Consider the following 16,127-nt stretch of genomic DNA (forward strand, 5'->3'; position numbering starts at 1 on the left):
TACGCGAGCCTGTTGGGTGGTCGTGAGTTCGAGGGTTACCAGGGCAGTGGCAGTGCGCCGAGCATCGCGTCGGGGCGGGTGTCGTACACGCTGGGTCTGGAGGGTCCGGCGGTGACGGTGGACACGGCGTGCTCGTCGTCGCTGGTGGCGATGCACCTGGCGGCGCAGGCTCTGCGTTCCGGTGAGTGCTCGCTGGCGGTGGCCGGCGGTGTGACGGTGATGTCCACGCCGAGCACCTTTGTGGAGTTCTCGCGTCAGGGTGGCTTGTCGGCCGATGGCCGGTGCCGTTCGTTCTCGGACACGGCGGAGGGTGTGGGCTGGGGCGAGGGTGTGGGCATGCTGGTGCTGGAGCGCCAGTCCGATGCTCGGCGTAACGGGCACCGGGTGTTGGCGGTGCTGCGCGGCAGTGCGGTGAACCAGGACGGTGCGTCGAACGGGTTGACGGCGCCGAACGGTCCGTCGCAGCAGCGGGTGATCCGCCAGGCGCTGGCCAGCGGCGGACTGTCGGCGGCCGACGTGGACGCGGTGGAGGGCCACGGGACGGGCACCACCCTCGGTGATCCGATCGAGGCACAGGCCATCCTCGCCACCTACGGACAGGACCGGCCCGAGGACCGGCCGGTCCGGTTGGGCTCCCTCAAGTCGAACATCGGTCACACGCAGGCTGCGGCGGGTGTGGCGGGTGTGATCAAGATGGTGATGGCGATGCGCCATGGCGTCCTGCCGAAGACGCTGCACGTGGACGAGCCGTCCTCGCATGTGGACTGGTCGGCGGGCGCTGTCGAGCTGCTGACGGAGGCGGTGGAGTGGCCGCGGGGAACAGGCCCGCGTCGGGCGGGTGTGTCCTCGTTCGGGATCAGTGGCACCAATGCGCACGTCGTCCTGGAGCAGGGCGAGCCGGCGGAACCACCGGCTACTGAGCCGCCGGTGGTGACGCCGGGTGTGGTCCCCTGGGTGTTGTCCGGGCGGACGGCGGCCGCGCTGCGTGCCCAGGCGGCGAGCCTGTTGTCCCACGTCCGGGAGCAGGGCGAGGTGTCCCCGCTGGACGTTGCCCTTTCGCTGGCGACCGAGCGCTCGGTGTTCAACCACCGTGCGGTGGTGCTGGCTTCGGATCGCACGGCGGCGCTGGCCGCGCTGGCGGCGGCTGGGCCCGCGGCCGGTGTGGTCGAGGGCTCGGTGGGTGCGGGCAAGCGCGCCTTCCTCTTCTCCGGCCAGGGATCACAACGCCTCGGCATGGGCCGGGAGTTGTACGGCCGCTTCCCGGTGTTCGCGGAGGCGTTCGACGCGGTCTGCGCGGAGCTGGGCGGGGTGCGGGAGGTGGTGTGGGGCGACGACGCGGAGCTGTTGGACCGGACGGTGCATGCCCAGGCCGCGCTGTTCGCGGTGGAGGTGGCGCTGTTCCGGCTGTTGGAGTCCTGGGGGGTGCGGCCGGACTTCGTGGCGGGTCATTCGATCGGCGAGGTCGCCGCGGCCCACGTGGCGGGGGTGTTCTCGCTGGCGGATGCCTGCACCCTGGTGGCGGCACGTGGCCGGCTGATGCAGGTGCTGCCGGAGGGCGGCGCGATGCTCGCCGTCCAGGCGGGCGAGGACGAAGTCCTGTCGCTGCTGGATGAGTTCGTCTCGGTCGCGGCGGTCAACGGCCCCGTGTCCCTCGTGGTCTCCGGCACGGAGGAGGCGGTGGAGCGGATCCGCTGCCACTTCGAGCAGCAGGGCCGCAGGACGAGCCGCCTGCGGGTGAGTCACGCCTTCCACTCGCCGCTGATGGACCCGATGCTCGAAGACTTCCGCCAGGTGGTCACGGGACTGCGGCTCAAGGCGCCCACCATCCCCGTCGTGTCCAACCTCACCGGCGGACTCGCCACGGGAGAGGAACTGTGCGAGCCGGAGTACTGGGTGCGCCACGTCCGCGAGGCGGTCCGCTTCGCCGACGGCGTGCGCACCCTGGCGGCCCAGGGCGTCACCCGCTTCGTGGAGGTGGGCCCGGACGGGGTGCTGTCCGCGATGGTCCGCGAGTCCGTCACCGAGGACGCCCTCACCGTCCCCGTCCTGCGCAGGGACCGGGACGAGGAGACGACGGCGGTCCAGGCGCTCGCCGCGCTCCACGTCCACGGTGTGACCGTCGACTGGACGGCCCTCCTGGCCGGCACCGGCGCCCGAAGCGTCGAACTGCCCACCTACGCCTTCCAACACCGGCACTACTGGCCCGCTGGTCCCGTGCTGCGCACAGGGGATGTCCGGTTCGCGGGCCTGCAGTCGCCCGAGCACCCGATGCTGGGCGCGGCTGCTGTTCTGGCGACCGACGAGGGCATCCTGCTCACCGGCCGCCTGTCGGTGCAGTCGCACCCGTGGCTGGCCGACCATGCTGTGCAGGGCGCGGTGCTGGTGCCGGGGACGGCGCTGCTGGAGCTGGCTCTGCGGGCCGGTGACGAGGTCGGCTGCGGGGCACTGGAGGAGCTGACGCTGGCCGCGCCGTTGGTGCTGCCCGAGCAGGGCGGCGTACGGCTCCAGGTGCGTGTCGGGGCGCCGGACGACGCCGGGCGGCGTGTGCTGAGCGTGCACTCACAGCCGGACGACCAGGACCAGACGCGCGCGGCGTGGGTCGAGCACGCCCGTGGTGTCCTGGCCGAGGGCACGGGTGGGCCACTGCCGTTCGACACCTCCGTCTGGCCGCCGCGCGGCGCCGGGTCGGTGGCGGTCGACGGCGCGTACGAGGGGTTCGCCGCGCAGGGATACCGGTACGGGCCGGTGTTCCAGGGGCTCCGCGCGGTCTGGCGGCGTGGCGACGAGGTGTTCGCCGAGGTGGTGCTGCCCGAGGGGGTGGATGGTGCGGGGTTCGGTCTGCACCCCGCGCTGCTGGACGCGGCGATGCACGCCGCGATCCTGGACAGCGGGAGCGGCGGGACCGTGGTCCCGTTCGCGTGGAACGAGGTGTCCCTCCATGCGGTGGGTGCGTCGGCGTTGCGGGTGCGGTTGACGCGTCTCGGCGACGGTGGTTTGTCGCTGGCGGTCGCCGACACGGCCGGCCGGCCGGTGCTGTCGGTCCGGTCCGTGACGGGGCGGCCGGTCACGGCTGAGCAGCTGGGCGCGGGCGAGAGTCTGTTCGGTGTCGAGTGGTCGGCGGTGTCGTCGGGTGCTGTGGCCGGGGTGTCGTGGTCGGGGTGGGAGGGGTTGTCGGACCAGGGTGCGGTGCCGGATGTGGTGATGCTGGATTGTGGGTCGTCGGGGTGGGTGGATGTGCCGTTCGGGGTGCGGGCGGTGGCGGGTCGGGTGTTGGGGGTGGTGCGGTCCTGGCTTTCGGAGGAGCGGTTCGCCGGTTCGCGGTTGGTGGTGGTGACGCGGGGGGCGGTGGCGGTCCGGGAGGGTGAGGGGCTGGATGTGGTGCAGGCTCCGGTGTGGGGTCTGGTGCGGTCGGCGCAGGCGGAGAATCCGGGGCGGTTCCTGCTGGTGGATCTGGAGGCGGGCGTCGATCCGGCGCTCGCGTTGGGGGCGGTGGCTTCGGGTGAGCCGGAGTCGGCGGTGCGTGGTGGCGAGGTGCTGGTCCCGCGCCTGGTCCGGCTGTCGGCCGAGGATTCCGGGGTGTCACTGGACGCCGAGGGTGCGGTGTTGATCACGGGTGGGACGGGCGGCCTCGGCGCCGTGGTGGCCCGGTATCTGGTGGTCGAGCGGGGTGTGCGGCATCTGGTGCTGACCAGCCGTCGTGGCCCGGACGCGCCGGGTGCGGCGGAGCTGGCGGCCGAGTTGCAAGGGCTGGGTGCCCAGGTGCGGATCGTGGCCTGCGATGTCTCGGACCGGGCGGCGCTGGCCGGTCTGGTCGGCGGGATCGTGGCCGAGCGGCCACTGACGGCGGTCGTGCACGCGGCCGGCATCGGCGACAACGCGCTGGTCGGCGCACTGACGCCCGAGCGCATCGACACCGTCCTTGCCCCGAAGGCGGATGCGGCCTGGTACCTGCACGAGCTGACCCGGGGCATGGACCTGGCGGCGTTCGTGCTGTTCTCGTCGGCCGGTGGTCTGGTGCTGACGGCGGGCCAGGGCAACTACGCGGCGGCGAACGTCTTCCTCGACGCGCTCGCCGTCCGGCGTCGTGCCGAGGGTCTGCCGGCCACCTCGATGGCCTTCGGCCTCTGGGAAGTCGGTGCGGGACTCGGCGAGCACCTCACCGAGGTCGACCGCAAGCGGATGGCGGCCCAGGGCGTTCCGGCGCTCAGGCACGAGGCGGGCCTGGCCCTGTTCGCGGCCGCGCTGCGCTCCGAGCGGGCCACCGTGGTGCCGATCCGCGTCGACACCGCCGCTCTGCGCACCCGCACCGACGACGTCCCCGCACTGCTGCGCGGCCTGGCACCGCGCCCCCGGCGCCTCGGCAACGCCCGCAGTGCCGCCTCGGCGGCCGTGCTGGAGCAGCAGCTTGCCGGCCTGAGCCGCGGCGAGCGGGAGCGTGAGGTGCTGCGGGTGGTGCGCGCCCAGGTCGCCGGTGTGCTGGGCCACGCCTCGGCCGAGGCGATCGAGCCGGAGCGGGCCTTCCAGGAGCTGGGCTTCGACTCCCTGGCGGCGACCGAACTGCGCAACCACCTCAACGCCCGCACCGGACTGCGCCTGCCGGCCACCCTCGCCTTCGACCACCCCAACGCCCGGGCGGTCGCCGACCACATCCTCGTCCTCCTCGGCGACGCCACCAACGAGGACGCCGCAACGGGCCGGCCCGAAACGCAGCGGGCGGACGAGGAGCCGATCGCGATCGTGAGCATGGCCTGCCGCTACCCGGGCGGCGTGACCTCCCCCGAGGAGCTGTGGCAGCTGCTGCTCGACGGCTCCGACACCGTGTCCGACCTGCCGACCGACCGCGGCTGGAACATCGAGGACCTCTACGACCCGGAGCCGGGCAAGGAGGGCCGGAGCTACACGCGCCGGGGAAGCTTCCTGCACGATGCGGCCGCGTTCGACCCCGGCTTCTTCGGCATCTCACCGCGTGAGGCGCTCTACATGGACCCGCAGCAGCGGCTCCTGCTCGAAACCTCGTGGGAGGCGGTGGAACGCGCCGGGATCGACCCGCAGTCGCTGCGCGGCAGCAGTACCGGTGTCTTCGCCGGTGTCATGTACCACGACTACGCGCTCAACGCGAACCCCTCCGGCACCAGCGGCGGCAGCGTCGTCTCCGGCCGGGTGTCCTACACGCTCGGCCTGGAGGGCCCGGCACTGACGGTGGACACGGCTTGTTCCTCCTCGCTGGTCGCGCTGCACCTCGCGGTGCAGGCGCTGCGTGCCGGGGAGTGCTCACTGGCGCTGGCCGGCGGTGTGACCGTGATGTCCACCCCCGGCATGTTCATCGAGTTCAGCCGCCAGCGCGGCCTGTCCGTCGACGGGCGGTGCAAGGCGTTCGCCGGCGCGGCGGACGGCGTGGGCTGGTCCGAGGGCGTCGGCGTGCTGCTGGTCGAGCGCCTGTCGGACGCGGTGCGCCACGGCCACCAGGTGCTCGCGGTGGTGCGCGGCACGGCCGTCAACCAGGACGGCGCGAGCAACGGGTTCGCGGCGCCCAACGGGCCTTCCCAGCAGCGGGTGATCCGGCAGGCACTGGCGAGCGCCGGACTGTCGGCCTCCGAGGTCGACGCGGTGGAGGCGCACGGCACGGGGACCACGCTGGGCGACCCGATCGAGGCGCAGGCGCTGCTGGCGACCTACGGCCGGGAGCGCGAGGTCGAGCGGCCGTTGTGGCTGGGCTCGGTGAAGTCGAACATCGGCCATGCGCAGGCGGCGGCGGGTGTGGCGGGTGTGATCAAGATGGTGATGGCGATGCGCCATGGCGTGTTGCCGCAGACGCTGCACGTGGACGAGCCCTCGGCGCACGTGGACTGGAGCGAGGGGGCCGTTGAACTGCTGACCGGGGCGCAGGAGTGGCCGGAGACCGGTCGGCCGCGCCGGGCCGGCGTGTCGGCGTTCGGGATCAGCGGCACCAACGCGCACGTCGTCCTTGAGCAGGGGCCGCAGCCGACCGCCCGCACGGTCGCGGAGGCCTCCGGCGCGGCGGTTCCGTGGCTGGTGTCCGCCGCGACGCCGGAGGCGCTGCCGGCGCAGGCCGGGCGGTTGCTCGCCTTCGTGGAGTCCCGTCCGGAGCTGGAACCGCTGGAGGTGGCCTGCTCGCTGGCGACCACCCGGGCAGCACTGGAACGGCGCGTGGTGGTGGTCGGCAGCGACCGCGCCGAACTGCTGGCCGGACTTCGTGCCCTGACCGAGGGCGGGACCCTGCCCGGAGTCTTCACCGGGTCCGCACGGAGCGCCGGCCGGACGGCGTTCCTCTTCTCCGGCCAGGGATCACAACGCCTCGGCATGGGCCGGGAGTTGTCTGCCCGCTTCCCGGTGTTCGCGGAGGCGTTCGACGCGGTCTGCGCGGAGCTGGGCGGGGTGCGGGAGGTGGTGTGGGGCGACGACGCGGAGCTTTTGAACCGGACGGTGCATGCCCAGGCCGCGCTGTTCGCGGTGGAGGTGGCGCTGTTCCGGCTGCTCGAATCCTGGGGGGTGCGGCCGGACTTCGTGGCCGGTCACTCGATCGGCGAGGTCGCCGCGGCCCACGTGACGGGGGTGCTCTCGCTGGCGGATGCCTGCACCCTGGTGGCGGCACGTGGCCGGCTGATGCAGGCGCTGCCGGAGGGCGGCGCGATGCTCGCGGTGCAGGCCACGGAGGACGAAGTCCTTTCGCTGCTGGATGAGTTCGTCTCGGTCGCGGCGGTCAACGGCCCCGTGTCCCTCGTGGTCTCCGGCACGGAGGAGGCGGTGGAGCGGATCCGCTGCCACTTCGAGCAGCAGGGCCGCAGGACGAGCCGCCTGCGGGTGAGTCACGCGTTCCACTCGCCGCTGATGGACCCGATGCTCGAAGAGTTCCGCCAGGTGGTGACGGGACTGCGGTTCAAGGCGCCCACCATCCCCGTCGTGTCCAACCTCACCGGCGGACTCGCCACGGGTGAGGAACTGTGCGAGCCGGAGTACTGGGTGCGCCACGTCCGCGAGGCGGTCCGCTTCGCCGACGGCGTGCGCACCCTGGCGGCCCTGGGCGTCACCCGCTTCGTCGAGCTCGGGCCCGATGCCGTCCTCACGGGGATGGCTCAGGACTGCCTGGTGGGCGAGGCGGCCCGGACACAGCTGGTCCCGCTGCTGCGCGCGGGCCGGGACGAGGTGTCGACGCTGGCGGCGGCGACGGGCCGGTTGCACACGTCCGGCGTGCCGGTCCACTGGCAGGCCTTCTTCGCCGGCACCGGGGCGGAACGAGTCGACCTGCCCACCTATGCGTTCCAGCGGCAGCGGTTCTGGCTCGGAGCCACGAGCCCGCTCGCCGATCTGAGCGCGGCCGGCGTGGGTTCGGCGGACCACCCGCTGCTCGGCGCGGCCGTGGAACTGGTCGACCCGGCCGGGTTCCTGTTCACCGGACGGGTGTCCCTGGAGTCGCACCCGTGGTTGGCCGACCACACGGTCTTCGACCGCGTGCTGGTGCCCGGCACGGGCCTGGTCGAGCTGGCCCTGCGGGCGGGCGCCGAGGTCGGCTGCGGGGCACTGGAGGAGCTGACGCTGGCCGCGCCGTTGGTCCTGCCCGAGCAGGGCGGTGTGCAGCTCCAGGTACGGGTCGGTGAGCCCGACGAGTCCGGTCGGCGGTCGGTCACCGTGCACTCCCGTCGGCAGGACGAGCCGGAGCACGGCTGGACCGGACACGCCTCGGGCTTCCTGACGACGACCTCGCACGGCCCCGCCGGGGCGTTCGAGCTGAGCGAGTGGCCGCCGACCGGGGCCGAGGCGGTGTCCACCGACGGGGCCTACGAAGGGTTCGCGGACGCCGGGTTCGGTTACGGGACGGTGTTCCAGGGTCTCCAGGCTGCTTGGCGGCGTGGCGACGAGCTGTTCGCCGAGGTGGTGTTGCCCGAGGGGGTGGACGGTGCGGGGTTCGGTCTGCACCCCGCGCTGCTGGACGCGGCGATGCATGCCGCGATCCTCACCGGCACAGGCGAGTTGGAGATCCCGTTCGCGTGGAACGAGGTGTCCCTCCACGCGGTGGGTGCGTCGGCGTTGCGGGTGCGGCTGACGCGTCTAAGTGACGGTGGCCTGTCGCTCGCCCTCGCAGACGTGTCGGGTCGGCCGGTCATGTCGGTCGGGTCGATGGTGGGCCGCCCGGTGTCGGCCGAGCAGTTGGGCGTGGCTTCCGGCGAGAGTCTGTTCGGTGTCGAGTGGTCGGCGGTGTCGTCGGGTGCTGTGGCCGGGGTGTCGTGGTCGGGGTGGGAGGGGTTGTCGGAGTCCGGTGGGGTGCCGGATGTGGTGGTGCTGGATTGTGGGTCGTCGGGGTGGGTGGATGTGCCGTTCGGGGTGCGGGCGGTGGCGGGTCGGGTGTTGGGGGTGGTGCGGTCCTGGCTTTCGGAGGAGCGGTTCGCCGGTTCGCGGTTGGTGGTGGTGACGCGGGGGGCGGTGGCGGTCCGGGAGGGTGAGGGGCTGGATGTGGTGCAGGCTCCGGTGTGGGGTCTGGTGCGGTCGGCGCAGGCGGAGAATCCGGGGCGGTTCCTGTTGGTGGACCTGGAGGCGGGCGTCGATCCGGCGCTCGCGCTGGGGGCGGTGGCTTCGGGTGAGCCGGAGTCGGCGGTGCGTGGCGGCGAGGTGCTGGTCCCGCGCCTGGTCCGGCTGCCGGCCGAGGATTCCGGGGTGTCGCTGGACGCCGAGGGCACGGTGTTGATCACGGGTGGGACGGGCGGCCTCGGCGCCGTGGTGGCCCGGTATCTGGTGGTCGAGCGGGGTGTGCGGTATCTGGTGCTGACCAGCCGTCGTGGCCCGGACGCGCCGGGTGCGGCGGAGCTGGCGGCCGAGTTGCAAGGGCTGGGTGCCCAGGTGCGGATCGTGGCCTGCGATGTCTCGGACCGGGCGGCGCTGGCCGGTCTGGTCGGCGGGATCGTGGCCGAGCGGCCCCTGACGGCGGTCGTGCACGCGGCCGGCATCGGCGACAGCGCGCTGATGAGCTCGCTCACCCGGGGACAACTGGATGCCGTGCTGGCCCCGAAGGCGGATGCGGCCTGGTATCTGCACGAGCTGACCCGGGGCATGGACCTGGCGGCGTTCGTGCTGTTCTCGTCGGCCGGTGGTCTGGTGCTGACGGCGGGCCAGGGCAACTACGCGGCGGCGAACGTCTTCCTGGACGCGCTCGCCGTCCGGCGTCGTGCCGAGGGCCTGCCGGCCACCTCGATGGCCTTCGGCCTCTGGGAAGTCGGTGCGGGACTCGGCGAGCACCTCACCGAGGTCGACCGCAAGCGGATGGCGGCCCAGGGCGTTCCGGCGCTCAGGCACGAGGCGGGCCTGGCCCTGTTCGCGGCCGCGCTGCGCTCCGAGCGGGCCACCGTGGTGCCGATCCGCGTCGACACCGCCGCTCTGCGCACCCGCACCGACGACGTCCCCGCACTGCTGCGCGGCCTGGCACCGACGGTGCGCCGCGCGGCGCAGGCCGACTCGTCCGCACCCGCCACCTCGCTGGGCGAGCGCCTCGCGGGCCTGAGCGGCGGCGAGCGGGAGCGTGAGGTGCTGCGGGTGGTGCGCGCCCAGGTCGCCGGTGTGCTGGGCCACGCCTCGGCCGAGGCGATCGAGCCGGAGCGGGCCTTCCAGGAGCTGGGCTTCGACTCCCTGGCGGCGACCGAACTGCGCAACCACCTCAACGCCCGCACCGGACTGCGCCTGCCGGCCACCCTCGCCTTCGACCACCCCAACGCCCGGGCGGTCGCCGACCACATCCTCGCCCTCCTCGGCGAGGGCGACGGCGACGGCGACGGCGACGGTGAGGACGAGGTCCGCTCGGCGCTCCGGTCGATCCCGACGAGTCGGCTTCGCGACGCGGGGCTGATCGACAGCCTGCTGGAGCTGGCGGAGGTCCGACCCGCGGCCCTCGCGGAAGCCGGGAACGACGAGGCCGACCGCCCGGCGCGTGGCCAGGAGGAGGGCGACCAGGACGCCGCCGAGCTGAGCGCCGTGCGCGAGGAGGTCGCCCGGCTGCGCGTGCACAACCGTCGACTCTCCGCCACCCGGCACGAGCCGATCGCCATCGTCGGGATGTCCTGCCGCTACCCCGGCGGTGTGAGCAGCCCGGAGGAGCTGTGGCAGCTGGTGGCATCCGGCGGTGACGGGATCTCCGGGTTCCCGGCCGACCGCGGCTGGGACCTCGCCCCGGTGCGCGATCCCCGCGGCGACGGTCCGGCCGGCCAGCACACCCGCGAGGGCGGCTTCCTGGACGGCGCGGCAGCGTTCGACCCGGGCTTCTTCGGGATCTCCCCGCGCGAGGCGCTGGCCATGGACCCGCAGCAGCGGCTGACCCTCGAACTGTCCTGGGAGGCGCTGGAACGGGCGGGGATCGACCCCACCTCACTGCGGGGCTCGCGCACCGGGGTGTTCGCCGGTGTGATGTACCACGACTACCCGGGCAGCGACGGCAACGGCAGCGTGGTCTCGGGCCGGGTGTCCTACAAGCTCGGCCTCGAAGGGCCGGCCGTCTCGGTGGACACGGCCTGTTCCTCCTCGCTGGTCGCGCTGCACCTCGCGGTGCAGGCCCTGCGCCAGGGGGAGTGCTCGCTCGCCGTCACCGGCGGCGTCACCGTGATGGCCACCCCGGGAGTCTTCGCCGAGTTCGGCCGACAGGGGGCGCTCGCCTCCGACGGCCGGTGCAAGTCCTTCGCCACCGCCGCCGACGGCACCGGATTCGCCGAGGGCGCGGGCTTCCTGGTGGTCGAGCGCCTGTCGGACGCGGTGCGCAACGGCCACCCCGTGCTGGCCCTGGTCCGCGGCTCGGCGGTCAACCAGGACGGCGCGAGCAACGGCCTCACCGCGCCGAACGGCCCGTCCCAGCGTCGGGTGATCCGCCAGGCCCTGGCCAACGCCCGGCTGGCCGCCGATCAGATCGACGCGGTGGAGGCGCACGGCACGGGGACCAGGCTCGGTGATCCGATCGAGGCACAGGCACTGCTGGCGACCTACGGCCGCAACCGGCCGGCCGGCCACCCGCTGTGGCTGGGCTCGGTGAAGTCGAACATCGGTCACACCCAGGCGGCCGCCGGTGTGGCCGGTGTGATCAAGATGGTGATGGCGATGCGCCACGGGGTGCTGCCGTCCACGCTCCACGTGGACGAACCGACCCGCCAGGTCGACTGGTCCGTCGGCGCGGTCCGGCTGCTGACCGAGAGCAGGGAGTGGAGCGCGGCCGACCGTCCGCGCCGCGCGGGTGTGTCGTCGTTCGGGATCAGCGGGACCAACGCGCACGTGCTGGTGGAGGAGGCACCGGCGCCCGTGCCGGCCGCCTCAGGCCCGTCCGCGCCGACGGTCGCGGCCCCGCCGGCGCCCTGCGTGGTGACGGCAGCGACACCGGAGGCCCTGCGGGCGCAGGCCGAGCGGCTGCTCGCACTGGTCACCCGTGAGCCCGGTCTCCGTCCGGCCGACCTCGCGTACTCGCTGGCCACGACGAGGGCCGTGCTGGACCACGGCGCGGTGGTTCTCGCCGCCGACCGGGACGAGCTGGTCACCGGGCTCGGCGCGCTGGCGCGCGGGGAGTCGCCCACGGCGACCCGGTCGGCGGGACTCCTGGCCTTCCTGTTCTCGGGGCAGGGGTCGCAACGGCTGGGTATGGGGCGGGAGTTGTACGGCCGGTTCCCGGTGTTCGCGGAGGCGTTCGACGCGGTCTGTGCGGAGCTGGGCTTCAAGTCGGTGCGGGAGGTGGTGTGGGGCGAGGACGCAGAGCTGTTGAACCGGACGGTGCATGCCCAGGCCGCGCTGTTCGCGGTGGAGGTGGCGCTGTTCCGACTGTTGGAGTCCTGGGGGGTGCGGCCGGACTTCGTGGCGGGTCACTCGATCGGCGAGGTCGCCGCGGCCCATGTGGCGGGGGTGTTCTCGCTGGCGGATGCCTGTGCTCTGGTGTCGGCGCGGGGTCGGTTGATGCAGGCGCTGCCGGAGGGCGGTGCGATGCTCGCCGTGCAGGCGGGCGAGGGCGAAGTCCTGGCGCTGCTGGACGAGTTGGTCTCGATCGCGGCGGTCAACGGCCCCACGTCCCTCGTGGTCTCCGGTACCGAGGAGGCGGTGGAGCGGATCCGCGGCCACTTCGAGCAGCAGGGTCGCAAGGCGACGCGGTTGCGGGTCTCGCATGCCTTCCACTCGCCGTTGATGGATCCGATGCTCGACGAGTTTCGCCAGGTGGTGACGGGACTGCGGTTCAGCGCGCCCACGCTGCCGGTGGTGTCCAATCTGACGGGTGGCCTGGCCACGGGTGAGGAGTTGTGCTCGCCGGAGTACTGGGTGCGCCACGTCCGGGAGGCGGTCCGCTTCGCCGACGGTGTGCGCACCCTGGCGGCCCAGGGCGTCACCCGCTTCGTCGAGCTCGGCCCGGACGGGGTGCTGTCCGCGATGGTCCGCGAGTCCGTCACCGAGGACGCCCTCATCGTCCCCGTGCTGCGCAGGGACCGCGGCGAGGAGACGACCGTGCTGCGCGCGCTGGCGGAGTTGCATGTGCGCGGGGTGAAGCTCGACTGGTCGGAGCCCCTGGCCGGCACCGGGGCGCGACGCGTCGACCTGCCCACCTACGCGTTCCAGCACCGGCGGTTCTGGCCCTCGGTGATGACCTTCGCCGGCAGTGCCGAGTCGGTCGGGCTGAAGTCGCTGGAGCACCCGGTGCTGTCGGGCGCGGTGGAGTTGGCGGGTTCGGCCGGGCTCGTGTTCACCGGCCGCCTGTCGCTGCAGTCGCACCCGTGGCTGGCGGAGCACGCGGTCCTGGGTTCGGTCCTGGTCCCGGGTGCCGCGCTGCTGGAACTCGCCGTGCGGGCGGGTGACGAGGTCGGCTGCGATCTGGTCGAGGAGTTGACGCTGGCCGCGCCACTGGTGCTGGTCGGTCCGGGCGGCGATGTGCGGGTGCAGGTGTGGGTGGGCGAGCCGGACGAGTCGGGTAGGCGTTCGCTGAGCGTGCACTCCCGTCCCGCCGGTGACGACGGGGCGATGTGGACGCTGAACGCCAGTGGGGTGTTGGGCGCGGGTGCGGTGCCGGCGGTGTTCGACGCGGCGGTGTGGCCGCCGGTGGGCGCCGAGTCGTTGGACGTGACGGGTGTCTACGACAGGTTCGCGGAGGCCGGGTTCGACTACGGTCCGACGTTCCAGGGTCTCAGGGCGGCCTGGCGAATCGGCGACGACCTGTTCGCCGAAGTCGCGCTCCCCGAGGGCGTGGACCCCAGGGCGTTCGGCCTGCATCCGGCTCTGCTGGACGCTTGCCTGCACGCCTCGGCGTGCGTCGAAGGCGAGGCGCGGGGGCGGGGTGGTGTGCCGTTCGCGTGGTCGGGTGTGTCGTTGCACGCTTCGGGTGCGTCGGTGGTGCGGGTGCGGCTGACCCGGACCGGTGAGGATTCGGTGTCGCTGGCGGTTGCGGACGCTTCGGGTGCGCCGGTTGTCTCGGTGGAGTCGTTGGCGGTCCGGCCGGTCAGTGCCGCGCAGTTGGGCGGGGTGGGGGCGGTTGCCCGGGACGCGTTGTTCCGGGTGGACTGGGTGCCGGTGGCGGTCGGGGAGCCGACTTCGTTCGTGACGGTCGGTCAGGACATTGATCTGGCGTCGTTGGTGGATGTGCCGGGCGCGGTGGTGGTCGAGTTGGCCCCGGAGTCGTTCGATGGTGTGCCCGGGTCCGTGCACGCGGTGACGTCGTGGGTGTTGGGTCTGGTGCAGTCGTGGTTGGTGGAGGGGCGGTTTGCGGCGTCGCGGTTGGTGTTCGTGACGCGTGGTGCGGTGTCGGGTGTGGACCTGGCGGGCGCTGCGGTGTGGGGGTTGGTGCGGTCGGCGTTGGCGGAGAATCCGGGTCGGTTCGGTCTGGTGGATCTGGAGGGTGGGGGTGAACTGCCCCCGGGTGCCTTGGTGTCGGACGAGCCGCAGGTGTTGGTGCGTCGTGGTGAGGTCTTGGCGGCGCGGCTGGCCCGGGTGCCGACTCAGGACGCGCTGACCGTGCCGGAGTGGGGCGGCGACGGTACGGTCCTGGTGACGGGCGGTACGGGTGGGCTGGGCAGGGTGGTGGCTCGGCATCTGGTGGTCGAGCATGGTGTGCGGAGTCTGTTGTTGGTGAGCCGTCGTGGTGCGGAGGCCGAGGGCGCGGCAGAGTTGGTGGCCGAGTTGGCGGCGCTGGGGGCCGAGGCGGTCGTGGAGGCCTGTGATGTCGCGGATCGTGCGGCGGTGGACGCGCTGGTCGCCCGTCATCCGGTCGGTGCGGTGGTGCATGCGGCGGGTGTGCTGGATGACGGGGTGGTCGGTTCGCTGACGCCGGAGCGGCTGGCGGCGGTGTTGCGGCCGAAGGTGGACGCGGCCTGGAATCTGCACGAGGCGACGAAGGACTTGGAGCTGTCGGCTTTCGTGGTCTTCTCCTCGGTGGCGGGGACGTTCGGCAGTGCGGGGCAGGCCAACTACGCGGCCGGTAACGCGTTTCTGGACGCGTTGGCACGGCATCGCCGCGCCGCTGGGCTGCCGGGGGTGTCGTTGGCATGGGGTCCGTGGACCCAGGACGGTGGCATGACCGGTGCCCTCGGCGACGCCGACATCGAGCGGATGACGCGCGCCGGAATGCCGCCGCTCTTGCCGGAGCAGGCCCTGGCGCTCTTCGACGCGGCCACGTCCCACGAGGAACCGAGCGTCCTCCCGGTTCGCCTGGACCTGGCGGCTCTGCGCGCGCGGGGTGAGGTGCCCGCGTTCCTGCGTGGTCTGGTTCGGGTGCCGGTGCGTCGAAGCGCGACGAGCGGGGCAGCGGCCGAGCTGGTCGGGCGGTTGTCCGGTCTGGGGGCGGACCAGCGCCGTGAGGCGCTGCTCGACGTGGTGCGTGCGCAGATCGCGCTGGTGCTGGGCCATGTCGGCGTGGCCGAGGTGGAGGCGACGAAGGCGTTCCAGGATCTCGGATTCGACTCGCTGACCGCAGTGGAACTCCGCAACCGGCTAGCGGCGGTGACGGGCCTTCGGCTGCCGGCGACGGTGGTGTTCGACTACCCGTCGGCGGAGGCGTTGGTCCGGTTCCTGATGGCGGAGCTGCTCGGTGGCGAGGCCGAAGCGGACGTCCCGCCGAGTGTGCTGCCGTCGGTGGTGGACGATCCGGTGGTGATCGTGGGGATGGCGTGCCGTTTCCCGGGTGGGGTGCGGTCGCCGGAGGGCCTGTGGCGGTTGGTGTCGGAGGGTGTCGACGCGATCTCCGGCTTCCCGACGAATCGTGGGTGGGACGTGGAGTCGCTCTTCGATTCCGATCCGGATCACCTCGGTACGTCGTACACGCGGTCGGGCGGTTTCCTGTACGAGGCGGGTGAGTTCGATGCCGAGTTCTTCGGGATGAGTCCGCGTGAGGCGTTGGCGACGGATGCGCAGCAGCGGTTGCTGTTGGAGACGTCGTGGGAGGCGTTCGAGCACGCGGGACTTGACGCGGCCTCGCTGCGCGGCAGCCGGACGGGTGTCTTCGCCGGTGTGATGTACAGCGATTACGCGAGCCTGTTGGGTGGTCGTGAGTTCGAGGGTTACCAGGGCAGTGGCAGTGCGCCGAGCATCGCGTCGGGGCGGGTGTCGTACACGCTGGGACTGGAAGGCCCCGCGGTGACGGTGGACACGGCGTGCTCGTCGTCGCTGGTGGCGATGCACCTGGCGGCGCAGGCACTGCGTTCCGGTGAGTGCTCGCTGGCGGTGGCCGGCGGGGTGACGGTGATGTCCACCCCGACGACGTTCGTCGAGTTCTCCCGGCAGCGCGGCCTTGCGGCGGACGGCCGGAGCAAGGCCTTCGCCGATGCCGCAGATGGTGTGGGCTGGGGCGAGGGTGTGGGCATGCTGGTGCTGGAGCGCCAGTCGGACGCTCGGCGCAACGGGCACCGGGTATTGGCGGTGCTGCGCGGCAGTGCGGTGAACCAGGATGGTGCGTCGAACGGGTTGACGGCGCCGAACGGTCCGTCGCAGCAGCGGGTGATCCGGCAGGCGCTGGCCAGCGGCGGACTGTCGGCGGCCGACGTGGACGCGGTGGAGGCGCACGGCACCGGAACGACGCTGGGTGATCCGATCGAGGCGCAGGCACTGCTGGCGACCTACGGTCGGGAGCGCGGGTCCGGCCACCCGCTGTGGCTGGGCTCGGTGAAGTCGAACATCGGTCA

The 16,127-nt window shown here is 72.9% G+C and carries 1 protein-coding gene; it reads left to right on the forward strand.

Annotated elements, in window-relative coordinates:
* Nucleotides 1-16,127 (forward strand): SDR family NAD(P)-dependent oxidoreductase (locus ACFVYI_RS41250; protein ID WP_387895054.1); only part of this gene is annotated, 16,127 nt, incomplete at both ends.

The sequence above is a fragment of the Kitasatospora sp. NPDC058218 genome, assembly GCF_042882445.1.
Classification (GTDB): Bacteria; Actinomycetota; Actinomycetes; order Streptomycetales; family Streptomycetaceae; genus Kitasatospora.